Origin of the sequence: Methylocella silvestris, from assembly GCF_002891535.1 — a bacterium.
Taxonomy (GTDB): Bacteria; Pseudomonadota; Alphaproteobacteria; order Rhizobiales; family Beijerinckiaceae; genus Methylocapsa; species Methylocapsa silvestris_A.
Window position 1 is genome coordinate 1 of record NZ_PDZR01000028.1, and the last position, 17,012, is coordinate 17,012.

Below are 17,012 nucleotides of genomic sequence, written 5' to 3' on the forward strand. Positions count from 1 at the left end.
AACCGGGCGGCACGAAAGCCGAGGGGCGGAGACTTCGCATGGCGTTGATTCCTTGATGAAACCAATGCCAGCCGGCGCCCAAACTTCATCAAAATTGAGTCAGAGCCCCAGTTCAATGCCGATTGACCATCTGGGAGATTGGACGCGAACCTATTGCCGGTCGCGCGAGGCTAAGCAGCCATTCGAGTTTCCCCAAGGTCCGATCAGCCTTCGACTCGCGCCTTTTCTTCTCCAGAAGCTCGGCCGCTATCGCATCGAATGTATTTGCAGACGCGGTCGCCTGATTGGCCTTGGCGACCTTCTTCGCGAACGAGGGGTCTGTTCCCGCGCCCAGGAGCCTTCTTACTTCTTCCCGAGCATCCCGCGCTTCACGAAGGCCAGTGGCCGGGTAAACCCCAATCGCGAGCGTCTTTTGCCCACCTCCAAAACGATAAGCGAGGCGCCAGCGCTTCGCGCCGTCCGGCATGATCCACAATTGCAGGCCGCCTCCGTCCGAGAGTTTGATAAGGCGATCGCCGGCTTTGGCTTTTCGAATTTCGATGTCGGTCAGGGGCATGTTGGTATCTGTTTGGTTGGCATCGGAGCTATACCAACGAATGTACCAACTTTTTGCCCGGATACCAACGCACCTCAAAAGACGCTATCGGACGACGATAAGACCGTAAATCAATTAATATCAGTGTATTATGGAGTATTTTGGACGATGCCGGACAGTGATTTGGTGCCGCAAGAGGGATTCGAACCCCCGACCCCGTCATTACGAATGACGTGCTCTACCAGCTGAGCTATTGCGGCGTCCTGATTTGGCCTGCAGCGCGCTGCGGCGTCACTCCTTAGCGGCAAGCGTTGCGATCCGCAACTGGCCTTTCGCTGCGCCGGGGCGTCGTATCGCTGGGCTTTGGGGCTTATTTTACCTTTGCGTCAAAGAGGTGAGCGAGACCTTTCGGCCTGTCCTGCTCCTTTTCCTGCGGCGCGGGCGTGGCCGACGGCTCGATGGCCGCGGGCGGCCCCCCCAGCGGAATGGCGACCTCGGGGTCGGCATGCGGCGACTCCTCGAGCGCCTGGGTCTTTGCCCCGGAGGGCGCCTGCGCTTCCTCCAGCAGCAGCGGAGGCTCCGGCGGAAGGATCTGCGCGAAGATCGCGTCTTCGGCCTCATTGCCCGAGTTGAGCCGCTCCACCGGCTTCTGCCAGACGAAGGCGTCGAGCCTTCCCGTCACCGGCGAGATCGGCCGCCATTGATCGGAGGCGACGCCATCAGCCACCCAGGTCGGGTCCGGCGGCGCGAGCGAGGCCCGCGTCAGCCACTCCCTGATATATCCGCGCGCGCCGTGCTGCTTCTCTTCAAGCTCGGCCATCAACCGGCACATCCGCGCGGTCGGACGCTCCGGCCCCTCGATCAGAGGCTGCATCGCCTCGCGCGCGGCCCTGAAATCGCCCGCCGCGATCGCCGCCCCGGCAACCATGATCTTGCTTTCCGGCTCGCGCGGGGCGAGCTGCGCCAGCGAGATCGCGCGCTTCAGCCGGTCGGCGCTGGATTCGCCGGGATAGAGGCCGACGTAGATTCTGGCGATATCCGGGTGGTGCGTCCCGGCCCAGCCCGCTTCGATCAGCTTTGCCGCCTTGCGCGCGTCGCCTTGCTCACCGGTCAGCCGCGCGGCGAGCGCGACGGCGGGAACAAGCGTTGGCGCGCGCTTGACCGCGGCCCGCGCCAGCGTCAGCGCTTCCGCCGGCTGCGCGTCGGCTTTTTCGATCGCGATGGCGGTTTCGAGCACGGCGCGGCTGCGCTCGCGAACGGGCTTGTCGATATTCTTTGCTTCGGCGCCGTTCTCGAGCAGAGCCAAGGCGCCGCGCCAATCGCCGGCCGCAACCTTATGCTCGAACGTCGCCTTCGAAGCCCAGGGGAGCGGCGCAATCTCGCGCGCGGCCTCGGCATAGCCCTGCGCCTTCTCGATATCGCCCTGGCGTCCGGCCTCGACGTGCAATCCGCGCAGGCCAAGGAGGCGCATGTCGTTGCGCTTGGTCATCTCCGTGAAGGCCGCCTCGGCATGGCCGGTTTCGCCGGAAAGCTGCGCCGCCTGCGCCTTGAGGAGCAGCGCCAGCGGCTCATGCGGAAGCATTCTCTGCGCTTCGGCCGCCGCCCGGCGCGCCGCCTGCGTGTCGCCCGCGCCGACGGCGATCATGCCGCGGGAAAGCGCAGCATAGCCTTTGTCGCGGCGCCGTCCCCGGCTCGCCAGAGACATCAGGGAAGGAATGTTGAAGATAAAGCTCAGCAACATCCACAAGCCAAGAAGAATCGCCGCCGCGACAAAGACGGCGGCGATGCCCATCAGCACGCTGGTTTCGATTTTGTAGCCCTGCCAATTGAGCACCAGTTCGCCCGGCCGCTCGATCAGCCATGCTTCGGCGATGGCGAGACAGATCAGGACGGCGAGAAACAGGAGGACACGGATCATGGGTTTCCTGCCGTAAGATCGGTTGCCAATGGTTTAAGAACGAAGCATCAGGATTTGGGCTTGCCGAGAGTCGCCACCGCATCGGCCTCGATCGCATTGGCGGCGGCGATAGCATCGAGGCGCGCCTTGGCCGCCTCGCCCCATTTGGCCGATTTGACTTTCAAATCGGGCGGCAGTTGCGACCACAGCGCATAGGCTTTGACGACGTCAAGACGCGCCAGAGCGCTTTCGATCGCAGCGATCTGGCCGGGGACGTCCGTGTCGGACGGCTCGGCCTGCCGGCGGACGCGAACGAGATTTAACGCGTCATGCGTCAGCCGCTCCAAAATCCCGCTTTCCGGCTTGGCCGGTTCGGGAGCTTCAAGCGCCGGCACGATTGCGGCAAAGCCGTCGGCGAGATCGCTGACCTTGCTGACGCCTGTCCTGGCGTTAGCCTTCAAGGGCTGCAGCCGGGCCGCATCGACATTCAAATTGCCAAGCGCGACGACATCCGCCTCGAAGGGAACGCCCGCGCCGACATGCTGGGTCAGCGCCGCCGCAACGACGGCGATCGAATGAGCCGTCGAAAGCGCCTTCGCGGCGGCGTCCGCCTCCTCTTGATCCTGCTTTGCCCGCGCGTCGATCTTCGGCGTTGCGAGCTTCGCCTCGACGGCGCCGAGCTTGCTCTCAAAGGCGGCGACTTTTGATTCGAATGCGCCGACGCGCGAGGCGACCGCATCGACTTTCGACGCGACAGGGGCAAGGTCGGCAGCGGCGACGCCGGTCGGAGGAGCCGCGGCGTCTCCACCCGAGGGAGCGGGCGCGGCGCTGGCGGCAAGCGATTTGTGCATTTCGCTGACGGCGGCGTCGGCCGCAGCCGATGCTTTGCCCGCCGTGGTCTCCGCCGAGGCGACGCGACCCTGCAACGCGGCCAGCGCCGCGGCCGAAGCCTCAGCCTTTTTTTCAATTTCGACGGCGCGCGCATTCAGTTCGGCGAGGGCGTCGGCCGTCGGCGCGGCGTCGAGCGATTCGAAACTGCGCAGCGCCAGAACGCCGCCGACGCCGCCAAGCGCGCCCAGAATCAGGGCGCCGACGAGCAGAGGCGCGCGGGAGGGCTCCTTCGTCTTATGGGGCTGCTCGGGCGCCTTATAGGGCTGCTCGGGCGGCGGGAGGTCGGCCGGGGCGCTGCCGGCGTCAGGATTGTCCAGTGTCGCGGCCAAGTCGCGCGGCGTCTCGCCATCTTGCTCGATGTGGGTCATTTCAGCGCCGCCGCCGGGCGCAAAGGCCCCGCCCTCGTCGGGATCGGGAGACTTGCCGGCTCCGGCGGTCTGTCGAAACGGCTCGTCCTTGTCCTCGGCCATTCGTATCCCCTGCTTTTCGATTCTTGTAGAGCAACCCCTCTTCAATCGCAACGATGAAGCAATATTCGCGGCGGCCTGAAGGCGCCTCAGGCGGCTGCAACATTCGGCCGACGGGCTGCGGGCGCCGCCGAAACGCAGAGCGCCGCTTGCCCTGATGGCGCCGCCTCGTTTGTGATTGCGCGACGCGCCTCGATTACGACGGCGGGCATAAGCCGAGATGCTCCCGCAAAGAAATCAAAAAATCGCGTCCTGTTTTCAATTTACTGAAATTTACAATCTTTCCGTGCGACATCCTGTCGCAAAAAAGGCCAGCGTCCGTTGGCGCGCGCCGCGAAGCTTTCGTCCAAGGGGATTACACGGAAAGCTGAGCCATTATATGACACTTCGAGGCGAATTGTCGCACAATACCGCATCGCCAAGATTAGATTCGCCCGAAATGTTCACTTTTTGTTCACTGTCGTGCGTGCGGCCTTTGCGCTTTTACAGATGCGCGCTTGCGTGCTGACGAATATTGCGCCATAACATTTACAATATTTAACCACATTCAAATCGCATTTTTACGAATAGCTCAGGTCAGGCTTTGTGCTTGCAAGCCTCTCGTGACACTATTGAGAGGATTTTTCGTGAATTATTCGCTCCCCACGACTGAATTAACCGGACAATGGTCGCAAGGCTGTTGGAGAAAGCTCGGCGTTCTCCTTGTCATCCCTTTGCTTATGGCGCTCTCGGCCGGAACGGCTCGCGCGAAGCCGATTGTGACCGCCGCGCCGTTCTCGGCAAATCCCGGCGATTTCATCACATTGCAAGGCTCGGGCTTCGGCGCCAAGCCGCGGGTGTTCATCACACCGGCGAATTCAGTTGTCCCGACCGAGATTGCGGTGACGGAAGGTCGGGACAATGTGCTCATCGTGCGCATCCCGAAGACGATGGCCTTCAGCCTGTACACGCTCAAAGTCTATGAGACTCTCTTATCCGGGAGCGACGGTACGCAGCTCAATGCGCCGCAGATCCATCATTTTGACGCGCCCGACCTCGCGACGGGGATGGAGAACCGGGTATATGGCCGCAATCTCAACGTCGGGGGAGCGACGCCCAAAGTCACTCTCCTTGACACGGTGACCAATGCGCAGTTGCCCGCGACGGTCACCATCCGCCAGACCTATATGCTGGGCTTCAAGCCGCCAGCCGGAATCATCGGCGGACACGCTTACAAGGCGATCGTGTCCAACGGTTATGGCTCGGTCACCTCGGAAGCGACGACGCTCGGCCATGCTGCGGGCAACGACTATTTCAAAGTCGGCCAAGTGTGGGCCTTCGACTTTATCACACGGAACGGCTCCGGCTATCGCGCCGGCGTCGCCGGAACGAAGGAGGCCGATCATCATGTCTTCAACGTCCGGACCGATGTCTCTTTGACGAAACGCGCCCTCGGCGACGGCGTGACGAACGACGCGCCGGCCATCCAGGACGCGCTCGACCGCGCCTCGAAAAACGGCGGCGGCATCGTCTATCTGCCGGCTGGAACCTACAATCTCGGCACGACGGGAATCGCGATCCGCCCTGGCGTCGTGCTCCAGGGACAGAGCACTGCCGCGACGCTCATTACTTACGGCCCGACAACGGCTCAGAGCTCATCATTCTCGATGGGAGCGACCGGCGTGCCCGACGATGGCGCCCTCACCGGAATCGCCGATTTGTCACTGAGGAATGTCGACAAATTGAGTCAGAAGGTCGTCAATTTCGGCGTGCGCGGCGGAGTGATTTCGAAGTTCTTCATCGCACGCGTGAATTGGGACCTTGGAACCGGATCGGCGATTAATTTGAAGGGCGACCGCATCGCCATCGTCAATTCGACGATCACTCAAGCGGTTAACCATCAAGGCGGAGATGCGCTGACCGGCGGAAACGGCCCCCTGGTCGTCGGTCCAGTGTCAAACTTCGTGCTCGGCTGGAATTCGATCAAATGGGCGACCGATCAGATCAGCATCAACGACACAGTCAACGCCAAGGTTGAAAGCAATCACTTCACGCGCAGCGCGAAAGATACGATTGTCGCGACGACCGCGCAAACATCGTGGTCCTATATTGTGAAGCCGATCGCCGTCGGCGACGTCATAAGCCGCAGGCTTGGACGCCAGCTGTCGATGCAATTTGGCCGGAATACGGTGATCTACGGAAATACGTTCGACGTCTCCGACGGGACGCTCAAAGTCAACCAGAATGACGGCGAGACGATCCTGAATGAATCAGTTCGTCGCGACGACACCGGCGTCGTCACCGCGGCAAGCGCGACGACGATCAGCGCGGATTCCAAATGTTCCGGCGTGTGCACATGGAACGAATATCCGAACATGAACCTCTTTGTCGTCAGCGGCAAAGGAGCTGGCCAATATAGGCATATCGTCGCGCGGAACAACAACACCTTCACGCTCGACAAGCCGTGGGACCTCATTCCGGCGGCCGGCGATCATTTCGCCATCGCCGTCCCGTCGTTTGAGAATGCGGTCATTACCAACAATACCATGAATGACAATCCGATCGGGATCGGACTTTGGGCCGGAATGTTCCTGAACACGACGGTCACCAACAACCGGCTGACCAATAATGGGGGCATCTATCTGGACCCCAAGTCGACGACCAACGCCTTTATTGCAAATAGCCTTACGTTCAACACGGCCAAGAACATGGAAATCATGAACAACACAATCACGAACGCTGCGGGTAAGTTTCCTGCCTATGTTCGTATTGGCCAAACGATGATTTCCCCGGCGTCGCCCTGGGGAACCTCGCTCTACGGGGTCGAAGTGCGCGCCAACAGGCTGACCGCAAAGCCGGGAACCTTTCCCTACCCCTACTCCGAAGGCTTCCAGAACATCGTGCTTTATCAGGGCAGCACGGCCTACACGGAGAACGGCGTATACGGAGTCACCGGGACCGTCATGCAGGGGAACGCCTGCATCACCTGCGCCAGAGCCTTCACCCTCAACACAGGAGCCCTTTATACCGTGCTTTGGAACAATTCATTCGCAAAGCCGGTGGGCATCGACTCCGTTTTTGTCTATGACACGCCGATCGTGACGTCATCGCCCAACAAATCGGCCGGAACCATCACCGGCAACGACTGAGGCGACCTCGCAAGGCGCGTGGCGGCGGATTGATCATCCTCCTCGCGCCCTGCCGCTCCCTGCAAAAAAAGATGCGGCTCGAAACGCCAGGGGCCGCATCCGTGCGTCCACGCGGTCCCTGTCTCAGCCGCGTCGCAACGCCGCCGTCATGTAGTTGATGTCCATGTCACGGGCGAGCCGCCACCCCCCTTTGAGCGGATCGAACACGACGCCCGTTTCGTCAAATACGCTGAGCCCCGCCGCCGCCATCGCCTTGGCGAGTTCTCGCGGCGAAATGAAGCGGCGCCAGTCATGTGTGCCGCGTGGCGCCCAGCCCAGCACATATTCGGCGCCGACGATGGCGAAGGCGAAGCTCTTCAGCGTTCGGTTCAGCGTCGCAGCGAACATCAGGCCGCCCGGCCGCACAAGCGCGCCGCAGCAACGTACGAAGCCGGCAACGTCAAGCACATGCTCCAGAACCTCCATGGCGAGGACGGCGTCGAACTCGCCCCCCTCGGCGGACAGCGCCTCGATTGTCGTCATGCGGTAATCGATCGACAACCCGGATTTCTCGGCGTGATCGCGCGCGACTTCGATGTTGCGCGACGAGGGATCGATCGCGGTGACGCGCGCGCCAAGGCGCGCCAGCGGCTCAGCGAGAATGCCGGCGCCGCATCCGGCGTCAAGGATGCTCAGCCCCGCGAGCGGGCGCGGCGCGTAACGGTCGCGCGGCAATCCCCCGACCCGGAAATGGCGGCTCATCTGATCGCGCAGATAGGCGACGCGCACGGGATTGAGCTTATGCAGCGCCGCCATCGGCCCGTCGGCGCGCCACCAGTCTTCGCCAATCCGATCGAATCGCGCGACGTCCTCCGCATCGACCGAGGATCGGTCCGCCTCTTCCCGTTGCGCCATGGTTTGCATTCCGTCTGGCTTTATTGCATATACGCGCCGCGCTGAAGTTGGCGCGGCGCGGTCGCGCCGGCTTGCCGCTTTCGCAAGCGCCAAGCGGCGACGCGCCTTGATAGGCCGCGGCGGCGGGTCATGGCAAATCAGCCAAGATCATCCGTCTTCGCCTCCGTCGCCCCAAGGAGCTCCATTCGCGCCGATGCCCCGTCTGGTCATGAAATTTGGCGGCACGTCGGTCGCGAATATGGATCGAATCCGCAATGTGGCGCGCCATGTCGCGCGCGAGCGCAAGGCCGGCTTCGACGTCGCCGTGGTCGTCTCGGCGATGTCCGGCAGGACCAATGAGCTGGTCGGGCTCTGCCAGGACGCCGCCAAGCTCTACGACCCGCGCGAATATGACGCAGTGGTCTCGTCGGGCGAGCAGGTGACGGCCGGATTGCTCGCCGCCGTCCTGCAAGGAAATGGCCTGCCCGCCCGCTCCTGGCAAGGCTGGCAGGTGCCGATCGTCACTTCCAATGCGCATGGATCGGCGCGCATCCTCGACATCGACGGCACGGCCCTTCTTGAAGGTTTTGCAAAGGGCGAAATCGCGGTGATCGCGGGATTTCAGGGCGTCGATCCGGCGACGCGGCGCGTCACGACGCTCGGACGCGGCGGCTCCGACACCAGCGCGGTCGCCATCGCGGCGGCAATCAAGGCCGATCGCTGCGACATCTATACGGACGTCGACGGCGTTTATACGACCGATCCGCGCATCGTGCCGAAGGCGCGGCGACTCGACCGCATCGCCTTCGAGGAAATGCTGGAAATGGCCTCGCTCGGCGCCAAGGTGCTGCAGGTCCGCTCGGTCGAGCTCGCCATGACGCATAAGGTGAAGACCTTCGTGCGGTCCTCGTTCGACGACCCGGAGTTTCCGCAGCCCGGCACCTTGATGTGCGATGAGGAGGATATCGTGGAGCAGCAGGTCGTCACCGGCATCGCCTTCTCCAAGGACGAGGCGCAGATCACGCTGAAGCAGGTCGCTGATCACCCTGGCGTCGCCGCGGCCATATTCATGCCGCTGGCCGAAGCCAATATCAATGTCGACATGATCATCCAGGTCGCCTCCGAGGATTCGGTGACGACGGACATGACCTTCACCGTGCCGGGCGCGGAATTCGAGCGGACCAAGGCGATTCTGCTCAAGGCGCAGCCGCAGATTGGCTTCGCCAGCCTGCATGGCGCAAGCGACGTCGTGAAAGTTTCGGCGATCGGCGTCGGCATGCGCAGCCATGCCGGCGTCGCCGCCAGAGCGTTCAAGGCGCTCGCCGAAAAAGGCATTAATATCCGCGCGATCACCACCTCCGAGATTAAATTCTCGGTGCTGATCGAAGCAGCCTATACTGAGCTCGCGGTGCGCACGCTGCATTCCCTTTACGGCCTCGACAAGGGCTGAAACGGGAAATGACCGCCGGGGAATAGCAGCCTCCGCGTTACAATTGCTTGCGGTTCGGGGCGCCCGCTGGTTAAACGGGACCAGGGCCGCAGCGCGCGCCCAAAACTCGTGCGGCGCGCTTTCGGGCGCCGGTTCAATGAAAGCGGCCCCGACAGGCCTGAACAGGAAACAGCCATGTATGGCGCACTCGGCGGACCGCGTCTGCTGCTGCGCCGGCTTCGCGAAGTCATGGCGGAGCCGGTCAGCCCGCAGGCTCGGCTCGACAAGATCGTCGTGCATATCGCGGCGAACATGGTCGCCGAGGTCTGTTCGGTCTATATCCTGCGCGCCGACGGCCGGCTCGAGCTATATGCGACCGAAGGCCTCAATCGCGAGGCGGTCCATAACACCACCATGCGCGCGAGCGAGGGCCTTGTCGGCCTGATCGCCGAGACCGCCGAGCCGCTCGCGCTCGCCGACGCGCAGAACCATCCCTCCTTCTCCTATCGTCCGGAGACGGGCGAGGAAATCTATTCCTCCTTCCTTGGCGTGCCGATCCTGCGCGGCGGCAATACGCTCGGCGTGCTCGACGTTCAGAACAGGGCGCGCCGCGTCTATACCGACGAGGAAATCGAGGCGCTGCAGACGACGGCGATGCTGCTCGCCGAAATGGTCGCCTCGGGCGAATTGCAGTCGCTCGCCGAGCCCGGCGCCGACATCGCGCTCGGTCGCCCGCGCACGCTCAAGGGATCGCCCCTCGCCGATGGCGTGGGCCTCGGCCATGTCGTGCTGCATGAGCCGCGCATCATCGTCAAGCAGCTCATCGCCGAAGACATGAAGCAGGAGATGGCGCGACTCGACAAGGCCATCGGCGAGATGCGGGAATCGATCGACAGCCTGATCGAAGCCGGCAATATGGGGCCGGGCGAGCACCGCGAGGTGCTCGAAACCTTCCGCATGGTTGCGCATGACCGCGGCTGGCTGCGCCGCCTGCGCGAGGCCGTCGCCACCGGCCTCACCGCCGAGGCGGCCGTGGAGCGCGTCCAGAACGACGCCCGCGCCAAATTGCAGCGCCATCCAGAGCCCTCGATGCGCGAGCGGCTGCACGACCTCGACGATCTCGCCAACCGGCTGCTGCATCAGCTGACCGGCCAGAGCTATGTCGCGACGCATGACGAGCTGCCGCATAACGCCATCATCGTCGCCCGCTCGATGGGGCCGGCCGCGCTGCTGGAATACGACCGGTCGAAATTGCGCGGCCTCGTGCTCGAGGACGTCGGCGGCGGCAGCCATGTCGCGATCGTCGCCAGGGCGCTCGGCATCGCCGCGGCCGGCGACGTCGCCAATATTCTCGATTTCGTCGAGCCCGGCGACGCCATCATCGTCGACGGCGTCTCGGGCGAGGTGCATGTGCGCCCTGCCCCCGACGTCGAGCACGCCTATGCCGAGAAGGCGCGGCTGCGGGCGAAACGGCAGGAGCAATATCACAAGCTGCGCGACCTGCCGGCCGTCACCAAAGACGGCGTCGAGATCGAGCTGCATATGAACGCCGGCCTCCTCGTCGATCTGCAGCATCTCGCCGAAACCGGCGCGAAATCGGTCGGCCTGTTCCGCACCGAATTACAATTCATGCTCGCCTCCCGCTTCCCGAAAATGAGCGAGCAGGAACGGCTCTACCGCTCCGCGCTCGATCTTGCCGCGGGCAAGCCGATCACCTTCCGCACGCTCGACATCGGCTCCGACAAGGTGCTGCCCTATATGACGCAGGTCGAGGAGGAGAACCCCGCGCTTGGCTGGCGCGCCATCCGCATCGGCCTCGACCGGCCCGGCCTTTTGCGCACGCAATTGCGCGGATTCTTGCGCGCCGGCGCCGGCCGTCCGCTGCGCATCATGTTTCCGATGATCGCAAGCCTCGCTGAACTCGACGCGGCGCGCGCGATCCTCGACCGCGAAATCGCCCAGCTTGAACGCCACCGCCGTGAACCGCCGTCCGAGCTCAAGGTCGGCGTCATGGTCGAAGTGCCGTCCCTCCTGTTTGAGATCGACGACATTTGCCGCAGCGTCGACTTTATTTCCGTCGGCTCGAACGACCTTATGCAGTATTTTTACGCGGCCGACCGCGACAACAAGCGCGTTTCAAGACGGTTCGACGCGCTCTCGCCGCCTTTCTTGCGCGCCTTGAAGCAGATCGCCGACGCCGCCCGCGCCGCCTCGACGCAGTTGACGCTGTGCGGCGAGATCGGAGGCAAGCCGCTTGAGGCCCTTGCTTTGCTGGCGATCGGCTATCGCAGCCTGTCGATGTCGGCCGCCGCGATCGGCCCGGTCAAGGCCATGATCCTGTCGGCGGATTTGCGGCTCGCCCGCGCTCTCGTGATGGCCCGGCTGAACGAAAAATCGACCGGATTGAGCCTGCGCGAAGTGCTAGCCCAATTCGCGGAAGATCACGGGATCCCGATTTAGGCCGCGCCGGAACAGATCGCCGCGCTTGCTAACGCATTCTTTCAACGCATCAATCCGATCCGAAAAGCCTGCAACTTTCGGCACGGTGCTAAAGGTCCAGCCAACCGCCATGCTGCCGCAAGAAAAGCTCGATCTCATCCTTCGCCGCTACGAGGAAGTTTCCGCGCGCCTCAACGAGGCCGTGGAGCCGGCGCTTTATGTCCAGCTCTCGCGCGAATTCGCCGGGCTCGAGGAGGTCGCGGCGGCGATCCGCGACTATCGCGCGCAGACGCAAGAGGTCGAAGGCCTCGCCGCCATGCTGGCCGATCCGGCGACCGATTCCGACATGCGCAGCCTCGCCGAGGAGGAGTTGCGCGACGCAAAAGAGCGTCTCGAAGCCCTGGAGCATCAGCTCAAGATCGCCCTCCTGCCAAAGGACGCCGCAGACGAGCGCAGCGCTATCCTCGAAGTGCGCGCCGGAACCGGCGGCGACGAGGCCGCGCTGTTCGCCGGCGATTTATTCCGCATGTATCAGCGCTATGCCGAAGCCAGAGGATGGAGCGTTGACGTCATCTCGGCCAATGAGGGCGCGGCGGGCGGGTTCAAGGAAATCATCGCCGAGATCGCCGGCCGGGGCGTGTTCGCCAAGCTGAAGTTCGAATCCGGCGTCCATCGCGTCCAGCGCGTGCCGGACACCGAAACACAGGGGCGCATCCATACCTCGGCCGCGACCGTCGCCGTGCTGCCGGAGGCGCAGGAGGTCGACGTCGACATCAATGAGGCGGATCTAAAGATCGACACCATGCGCGCGCAGGGCGCAGGCGGCCAGCACGTCAACAAGACGGAATCGGCGATCCGCATCACCCATATCCCCACCGGCACGATCGTCTTCGTGCAGGACGAGCGCTCGCAGCACAAGAACCGCGCCCGGGCGATGGCGCTGCTGCGCTCGCGCATCTATGACGAGCAAAGGCAAAAGCTCGACGCCGAGCGCGCCGCCGACCGGCGCTCGCAGGTGGGGTCGGGCGATCGCTCCGAGCGCATCCGGACCTATAATTTCCCGCAAGGCCGCGTCACCGACCACCGCATCAATCTGACGCTGTACAAGCTCGACAAGGTCGTCACCGGCGAGGCGCTCGACGAGGTCGTCGACGCGCTGATCACGCATCACCAGGCGGCGCTGCTCGCCGACAGCGAAAGCGGCGGATTGTGAGCCTGCCCGGATCGAGCGCCTGGCTGGTCTTCGCCCTGCTCTCAGCCGGCTTCGCGGCTCTGACCGCGATCTTCGCCAAGATCGGCGTCGCTGAGGTCAACTCCAATCTCGCGACGCTGATCCGGACCGTGATCATCGCGGCGATCCTCGGGGTCTTCCTCGCCGCGACGGACGGACTGAGAGCGCTCTCTTCGATCCCGGCGCGCAGCTGGCTGTTTCTCAGTTTTTCGGCGCTCGCGACCGGCGCATCCTGGGCCTGCTATTTCCGCGCGCTCCAGCTTGGCGACGCAGCCCGGGTCGCTCCGATCGACAAGCTGTCCGTCGTTCTCGTCGCAATCTTTGCTGTTATCTTTCTTGGCGAACGCCTCTCCGCCGCCAATTGGCTCGGCGTTGGCCTCATCGCCTGCGGCGCCCTTTTGATCGCCTTCGGCAAATAGGGACGCCAGCTACAGATCCTCTCCATCCGACTTCGCCTGCGCGTCGAAGACACGTTGCGCGCTTATCGCGGTCCGATGATCCGTATCGAACACAAATTCGGTAATAAGATAAACAACGCCATGTATGATGACGCGCGTTTCAGAAGCAACAGCCGCGTCTCCTGAATAAAAGCCGCAAACCTGCTTGCCGGCTTCGCGCGCAATATCATTCGCCGCGAGTTCCGCGACCGGCTGCTCGACCAGTCTGTCTTCGAACAAGACGGCGGTTTGCCTTGAATCGCACAGAAATTCTGCGATGTGGACCACGAGCGCCGCTTCAACGATCATGTTCAGTCCTTTGCGCAAACTATGAATGGAGCCGCCCGAAAGCGCCTCCTCCTATTCGCCAAAAACAGCGCCTCGACGCGCGCGGGGGCTCCAGGAAAACCAGAAGTTGAGGACAATGATACGCCCGGCGCGCAAGATGCGTTACAATTTTGTCGTGAAGCCACTAGCGAAAGGCGCGCCAAGTTTAAAACGAACCAAAACCGGTGGCTGAGCGTTAGCCGCAGATGAGCTTTTTTGGAGGAACGACGCATGCTCGGGAAACAGCCCGCGGGCCACGGTCATCTCCGCGCCAATGGAGCCGAGGAGTCAGCGCCCTGGCTTGACGCTCTGATCTATGCCGAGGCCGGGCCGGACATCCCGGAGACGATCCGGGTGGCAAGCGTCGCCTTCGAAGACGGCGAAGCCATTCCGCCGCTCTTTAGCGCGCTCGGCGAGGGCGAATCGCCGCCGCTGCGCTGGCGCGGCGTGCCGGACGGCGCCGCCTCGATTGTTCTCGTCGTCGAGGATGCCGATAGCAAGACGCCGGAACCTTTTCTTCACGCGATCGCGGTTAAAACGCCGGGCATGGACGACGATCTCATTCCAGGCGCGCTCTGCCCGGAGAACGCGTTTACGGAAGGCCTCCTGCTCGGCGTCAATTCGCGCGGGGCCACGTCCTGGACGCCGCCCGATCCGCCGCCGGGCCATGGCGCGCATCGTTATGTGTTTCAGGTCTACGCCGTCGACCGGCGTCCCGATTTCGATGCGCCGCCGGGGCGGGCGGAAATCATTCGCTTCCTCCAGAGCCGCGCCATTGCAAAGGGGCGCCTCACCGGAATCTTCGAGCGTTCTGCCTAACTTATGGGCCCGGGCGCATGGAACTTCCGCCGGTAAACACGCTTTACGATGGGAGCTTAACTGCGCGGGACCGCTAATGCGGTCCTTTTCTACGCCACCCGAACGAAGCGGGACTGCCCACATGCTGATTCGCTACGGATACGATCTGGTCTTTCAATGCTTTCAGCCAACGCTGATGGTTTGTCTGCTGGACTCGCATCAAGAGTATGACTATCGCGTCCGGTTCAAGAGTCCGTTCTACACGACGCCCTCGATCGCGACCCAAACCTATTATGACACCTTCGGAAACTGCGTCAGACGCTTCGTCGCGCCCGCCGGAGACCTCGCGATCTCGCGTGATTTCGTGATCGAGGACAGCGGTCTTGCCGACGGCTATGAGCAGGTTGCCCAGGAAGTCCCGCTGGAGTTCCTGCCCAGCGAGACGCTGGTCTATCTGCTCGGCAGCCGCTACTGCGAAACCGACAAGCTCGGCGATATCGCCTGGCAATTGTTCGGTTCGACCCCGCGGGGATGGCCGCGGGTCAAGGCAATCTGCGACTTCGTCATGAACCATCTGACCTTTGGCTATCCGTACGCCCGCTCCACCCGCACGGCCTTCGAGGCCTATAATGAACGGGTCGGCGTCTGCCGCGACTTCGCTCATCTCGCGGTGACGTTCTGCCGCTGCATGAACATCCCTGCCCGCTACGCCAACGGATTTTTGGGCGACATCGGCGTGCCCCCTGATCCGGCGCCGATGGACTATAACGCCTGGTTCGAAGCCTATCTCGACGGAAGATGGATCACCTTTGACGCCCGCCACAACACGCCGCGGATCGGGCGCGTCACCGTCGCGCGCGGCCGTGACGCGACAGACATTCCGCTCGCGACGTCATTTGGCCCTCATATTCTGAAAGGCTTCAAGGTCTGGACCGAGGAAGTTGACGAATCCGTCGTGCGCGACCTTGAAAGGCGCAGCGCCTAAAGACCGGCGCGCCTCGGCCGTTTTCCCATCAAAACTGTGGCGCCGCCGCAGCACAGCGCCGCAAAGCGCCTCTCCGGCGCGCCAAACCGCTCCTTCCGCTTGACCGCTTCGCGCTCTCGACGCGACGGTGCCTGCTCGCGCCGCCGCGCCTCGGCGGCCGGCAGGCGGGGGTGGGTGCGTTGCGTATGCGTCAATCGATTTGGCATCTGCGGTCGCGTGTTGACGCGCGTTCATCGTCTGTGCGCCGCTGCCGCGCCTTGCTTTGCGGGCTCGCCTTGGCCAGCAGCGCCTTGAGCCTTACCGGCTGCAGCAACATCAACGGCTTTCTTGAGCCCAATCCCGACGCCTTCAATGCGCCGGGAACGACGCATGTCGAAATTGTCGTCGCGACGACGCGCGCGCCGGCTGCGACCCGGGCGGTCATGTTCGGCGGCGGCCGCGCGCCCGTGCCCCAATTCGCCGATATGCTGGTGTCGATTCCGCCGGCCGCCAATCGTAAAATCGGCGACGTGCAATGGCCAAAGCAGCTTCCCGGCAACGCGCTGACGGATTTCGTGACGCTTCGCGCCGACGTCATCAATCGCGATCAGGCAATCGCCACCTTCAGCCGGCTCTTGCGCGAATCCAACAAGAGCGAGGCGATGGTCTTCGTGCACGGCTTCAACCAGCGCTACGACGACGCCGTCTATCGCTTCGCGCAGATCCTGCATGATTCCGGCGCGCTCGGCACAGTCGCTCCCGTGCTGTTCACCTGGCCCTCGAAGGGCAGCGTGTTTTCTTATGGCTACGACCGCGAAAGCGCGAATTATTCGCGTGATGCACTCGAAGCGCTTCTGCGCTTTCTGGCCAAAGACCCGAAGGTCAAGAAAATCTCGATCCTCGCCCATTCCATGGGCAATTGGGTGACGCTCGAAGCGCTGCGACAGATGGCGATCCGCGACGGACGGGTCGCGCCGAAGATTCAGCTGGTGCTTCTCGCCGCGCCGGACGTCGACGTCCAGGTCGCTGAGGAGCAGATCTCCACGATGGGGCCAGACCGGCCGCATGTGGTCCTGTTCACCTCGCAGGACGACAAGGCGCTCGCGGCCTCAAAAGAGGTTTGGGGCGCGCCTCGTCTCGGCGCCATCGATCCCGACGTCGAACCCTACCGCGCCATGCTGGCGAAGGAAAAAATTTCGGTCATCAATCTGACCACGTTCCCCTCGCATGACGAATTCAATCACGGCAAATTCGCCGAGGATCCGAAAGTGATCGAGTTGATCGGGCGCGGCCTCGCCTCAGGACAGGTGCTGACCGATTCCCGTGTCGGCTTTGGCGAAAAGATCATGCAGACCACGGCGAGCGCGGCGAGCTCCGTCGGCCACGCTGCCGGCCTCGTCGTCTCTGCGCCAGTCGCCATCGTCGATCCCGACACCCGGGATCACTTCGACGCGCAGGTCGATCAGTTTACCCAGTCGGTCACGCATATCGGACCGACGTCCGAGCCCTCGCAATAAGATTCTGCAGAAGGCGCCTTTGTCGGAAGCCGAGGTGAGGCCCCGCCCGCGGGCGCAGATGACCCGCCGGCGGCGGTGG

The 17,012-nt window shown here is 63.3% G+C and carries 13 protein-coding genes and 1 tRNA gene; 8 read left to right on the forward strand and 6 right to left on the reverse strand.

From position 1 onward, the window contains the following. Positions 1 to 112 precede the first annotated feature (112 nt). The 4 genes from CR492_RS17720 to CR492_RS17735 form a co-directional block, all read right to left on the reverse strand. Positions 113 to 556: a tyrosine-type recombinase/integrase gene (locus CR492_RS17720; protein ID WP_102845066.1), complete on the reverse strand. Its 444-nt coding sequence runs from the start codon at positions 554 to 556 to the stop codon at positions 113 to 115. A gap of 163 nt (positions 557 to 719) precedes the next feature. Then, positions 720 to 795, reverse strand: a tRNA-Thr gene (locus CR492_RS17725). A gap of 110 nt (positions 796 to 905) precedes the next feature. Then, positions 906 to 2,453, reverse strand: coding sequence for a heme biosynthesis protein HemY (locus CR492_RS17730; RefSeq protein WP_102845067.1), 1,548 nt, complete (start codon positions 2,451 to 2,453; stop codon positions 906 to 908). 47 nt (positions 2,454 to 2,500) lie between these two features. After that, positions 2,501 to 3,793, reverse strand: a complete 1,293-nt coding sequence (locus tag CR492_RS17735) for a COG4223 family protein (protein WP_102845068.1) — start codon at positions 3,791 to 3,793, stop codon at positions 2,501 to 2,503. Positions 3,794 to 4,416: 623 nt separating this feature from the next. Here CR492_RS17735 and CR492_RS17740 point away from each other — a divergent pair. After that, on the forward strand, positions 4,417 to 6,918 hold the full coding sequence (locus CR492_RS17740) for a glycosyl hydrolase family 28-related protein (protein ID WP_146030318.1): 2,502 nt from the start codon (positions 4,417 to 4,419) through the stop codon (positions 6,916 to 6,918). A 123-nt stretch (positions 6,919 to 7,041) separates the two neighbouring features. On the opposite strand, the gene ubiG is transcribed toward CR492_RS17740, so the two are convergent. After that, positions 7,042 to 7,812, reverse strand: a complete 771-nt coding sequence (gene ubiG, locus CR492_RS17745; RefSeq protein ID WP_102845070.1) for a bifunctional 2-polyprenyl-6-hydroxyphenol methylase/3-demethylubiquinol 3-O-methyltransferase UbiG — start codon at positions 7,810 to 7,812, stop codon at positions 7,042 to 7,044. Between the two features lie 193 nt (positions 7,813 to 8,005). Between ubiG and CR492_RS17750 the strand changes: the two genes are divergently transcribed. The 4 genes from CR492_RS17750 (at position 8,006) to CR492_RS17765 (ending at position 13,309) form a co-directional block, all read left to right on the forward strand. Further along, positions 8,006 to 9,241: an aspartate kinase gene (locus CR492_RS17750; RefSeq protein WP_102845071.1), complete on the forward strand. Its 1,236-nt coding sequence runs from the start codon at positions 8,006 to 8,008 to the stop codon at positions 9,239 to 9,241. A gap of 174 nt (positions 9,242 to 9,415) precedes the next feature. Next, positions 9,416 to 11,680, forward strand: a complete 2,265-nt coding sequence (gene ptsP / locus CR492_RS17755) for a phosphoenolpyruvate--protein phosphotransferase (RefSeq protein WP_102845072.1) — start codon at positions 9,416 to 9,418, stop codon at positions 11,678 to 11,680. 109 nt (positions 11,681 to 11,789) lie between these two features. Further along, a complete protein-coding gene (prfA, locus tag CR492_RS17760; protein ID WP_102845073.1) occupies positions 11,790 to 12,872 on the forward strand; it encodes a peptide chain release factor 1 in 1,083 nt (360 codons plus the stop codon). Beyond that, entirely contained in the window at positions 12,869 to 13,309 is a 441-nt protein-coding gene (locus tag CR492_RS17765; RefSeq protein WP_102845074.1) for an EamA family transporter, read from the forward strand. The genes prfA and CR492_RS17765 overlap by 4 nt, the downstream gene beginning before the upstream one ends. Positions 13,310 to 13,318: 9 nt before the next feature. Here CR492_RS17765 and CR492_RS17770 read toward each other — a convergent pair whose 3' ends face one another. Then, the gene (locus CR492_RS17770; protein WP_102845075.1) at positions 13,319 to 13,636 is read right to left on the reverse strand and encodes a hypothetical protein; all 318 of its coding nucleotides are present in this window, start codon (positions 13,634 to 13,636) and stop codon (positions 13,319 to 13,321) included. 249 nt (positions 13,637 to 13,885) lie between these two features. Between CR492_RS17770 and CR492_RS17775 the strand changes: the two genes are divergently transcribed. The 3 genes from CR492_RS17775 to CR492_RS17785 all read left to right on the forward strand — a co-directional run bounded on the left by CR492_RS17775 (position 13,886) and on the right by CR492_RS17785 (position 16,933). Next, positions 13,886 to 14,473, forward strand: a complete 588-nt coding sequence (locus CR492_RS17775; RefSeq protein ID WP_102845076.1) for a YbhB/YbcL family Raf kinase inhibitor-like protein — start codon at positions 13,886 to 13,888, stop codon at positions 14,471 to 14,473. 121 nt (positions 14,474 to 14,594) lie between these two features. Beyond that, a complete protein-coding gene (locus CR492_RS17780) occupies positions 14,595 to 15,437 on the forward strand; it encodes a transglutaminase-like domain-containing protein (RefSeq protein ID WP_102845077.1) in 843 nt (280 codons plus the stop codon). A gap of 275 nt (positions 15,438 to 15,712) precedes the next feature. After that, a complete protein-coding gene (locus CR492_RS17785) occupies positions 15,713 to 16,933 on the forward strand; it encodes an alpha/beta hydrolase (RefSeq protein WP_245412154.1) in 1,221 nt (406 codons plus the stop codon). The last annotated feature ends 79 nt before the right edge of the window (positions 16,934 to 17,012 follow it).

Bases quoted from the DNA above. Each gene is read 5' to 3' on its own strand.
- CR492_RS17720 (WP_102845066.1), bottom strand. From the start codon at position 556: ATGCCCCTGACCGACATCGAAATTCGAAAAGCCAAAGCCGGCGATCGC.
- CR492_RS17730 (WP_102845067.1), bottom strand. From the start codon at position 2,453: ATGATCCGTGTCCTCCTGTTTCTCGCCGTCCTGATCTGTCTCGCCATC.
- CR492_RS17735 (WP_102845068.1), bottom strand. From the start codon at position 3,793: ATGGCCGAGGACAAGGACGAGCCGTTTCGACAGACCGCCGGAGCCGGC.
- ubiG (WP_102845070.1), bottom strand. From the start codon at position 7,812: ATGGCGCAACGGGAAGAGGCGGACCGATCCTCGGTCGATGCGGAGGAC.
- CR492_RS17750 (WP_102845071.1), top strand. From the start codon at position 8,006: ATGCCCCGTCTGGTCATGAAATTTGGCGGCACGTCGGTCGCGAATATG.
- ptsP (WP_102845072.1), top strand. From the start codon at position 9,416: ATGTATGGCGCACTCGGCGGACCGCGTCTGCTGCTGCGCCGGCTTCGC.
- prfA (WP_102845073.1), top strand. From the start codon at position 11,790: ATGCTGCCGCAAGAAAAGCTCGATCTCATCCTTCGCCGCTACGAGGAA.
- CR492_RS17770 (WP_102845075.1), bottom strand. From the start codon at position 13,636: ATGATCGTTGAAGCGGCGCTCGTGGTCCACATCGCAGAATTTCTGTGC.
- CR492_RS17775 (WP_102845076.1), top strand. From the start codon at position 13,886: ATGCTCGGGAAACAGCCCGCGGGCCACGGTCATCTCCGCGCCAATGGA.
- CR492_RS17780 (WP_102845077.1), top strand. From the start codon at position 14,595: ATGCTGATTCGCTACGGATACGATCTGGTCTTTCAATGCTTTCAGCCA.